Origin of the sequence: Dietzia sp. SYD-A1, from assembly GCF_015356725.1 — a bacterium.
Lineage (GTDB): Bacteria > Actinomycetota > Actinomycetes > Mycobacteriales > Mycobacteriaceae > Dietzia.
Genome location: NZ_JADDKI010000535.1, coordinates 1 through 1,629, shown reverse-complemented (window position 1 = coordinate 1,629; position 1,629 = coordinate 1). Strand labels below are relative to the sequence as shown.

At 64.8% G+C, this 1,629-nt stretch carries 2 protein-coding genes; one reads left to right on the top strand and one right to left on the bottom strand.

Features of this window, described 5'->3' with window-relative positions:
• On the bottom strand, nucleotides 1-296 hold a 296-nt coding region (locus IY392_RS16550), incomplete at its 3' end, for a DNA-binding protein (protein ID WP_194861814.1).
• A gap of 222 nt (nucleotides 297-518) precedes the next feature.
• Here IY392_RS16550 and IY392_RS16545 point away from each other — a divergent pair.
• Nucleotides 519-1,235, top strand: a complete 717-nt coding sequence (locus tag IY392_RS16545) for a DUF3800 domain-containing protein (protein WP_067718684.1) — start codon at nucleotides 519-521, stop codon at nucleotides 1,233-1,235.
• The last annotated feature ends 394 nt before the right edge of the window (nucleotides 1,236-1,629 follow it).

Genomic DNA, 1,629 nt, shown 5'->3' with positions numbered 1-1,629 from the left:
GCGTCGGCCTCGCCGGCGCGCGCGGCATCCAGGGCCACCGCGGTGGCCTCGTCTGCCTGCTCGGCGGCGCGCTTCCACGCCGCCGCCCACACCGAGGCCACCATCGCCGACATCGGCTCAGACAAGTCCGGGGCCTCGGGAACCTCGCCTGCTGCGCCCGTGGCGTGCTCGCGCATCCACGCCGCTACCTCGCCGATCCGCACCCCCGCCTGTTTCTGCACCGCCCGCACGGTGACCTTGTCCCCCCGCGCGACGAGTACGCCGTAGGCGTGAGCGATCTTCTCCGACGACGACATGGCAGCCCTTCCAGATTCAGTATTCGGTAACCGGTAACCGGTAACGCGATCTGTTACCAACGTTACCACAGGCGCCGAACCGAAGCATCCCCGTCGCGCCAGTGCGCAGCAAACCGGCCGGAACCTCGCCGTCGGAGCACCCCTGCCAACCAACGAGGAACAAGGCGGGTCCCGGGCCACCGCGGCCCGCGCCACACAAGCCTGTCGCGCCCGAGTGAGACAATGGACTACGTGCTGATCGCCTATGTCGACGAGTCCTACGACCAGGACCTCTATTACATCGGGGCAGCAATCGCCGACTACGACCAATGGGAGCAACTCCACCAGCTCTACACGCAGATCGCCGAGCGAACCGCCACGAAACACGGCACCGATCCCACGGCTGAGTTCCATGGACACGAGATCATGGGCGGCGCAGGACAGTGGGCCAACCTTCGCGGCAAACACCGCGAAGCAGCTGGCCTCTACAGTGCCGTCCTACGGGCAGCACAACACGCGGGCGTGCGGTACCTCTTCGAAGGGGTGGACGTCAGACGCCTCAACGCCCGATATCGGTACCCGCAACAGCCCCACACCGTAGTGTTCCGCCACCTGCTCGAGCAGATCGACACTTACACTGCCCAACACGGCGCCGGAGAGCAGGCGATCGTCATCGCCGACGAGATCGCCACCAGCGCCCAACACCAGGACCAGTTCAGCGCCTACCAAGACTTCGGCACCGGCGGATACCGGCCAAGCCGACTTCAGCACATCTCCGCGCCCATCAACTTCGCCGACTCACGGCACACCCCCGGCCTACAGGCCGTCGACATGGCCGTCTACATCCACCGCCGAGCCCAGGCGGTGCACAATCAGCACCCCCGAGCTCAAGCAGTCACCGACAAACTCGCCCACCTGATCTACCAAAACACCCACCGGCAACGCACCTGGGAGCCCTAAATAAAACGAGGGCCCCCTCGCGGGAGCCCTCGGCAGGCAACGTTCCGGTATCCGGCCCGTTGTGCCCCCAGACTACCGCGCCACACCCAATCCACACCAGACCCCGACGAGGCTCACCAGGTGATCCCGCACGCCCTAACGCTCAGCGAAAGCCGCCAAACTCGTATGCGCAGGAACGTGTGGCAGACCTGCTGCTGCGCCTTGGATGCCTAGAGGATCGTGCCGAGCATTACACGGTGCCTGATGCGTGGCGATCGCAGCTCGAGTCAAACTGTGGCCCCAAAACGGGGCTCGACCAGCCATTATGTGAACGCCGATAACTTATGTTATGTAAAGTCAACGATGCCGAGTTGTAGATTGTGCGAACTCGACCCCTCCCCGAACTGCCCCTCGC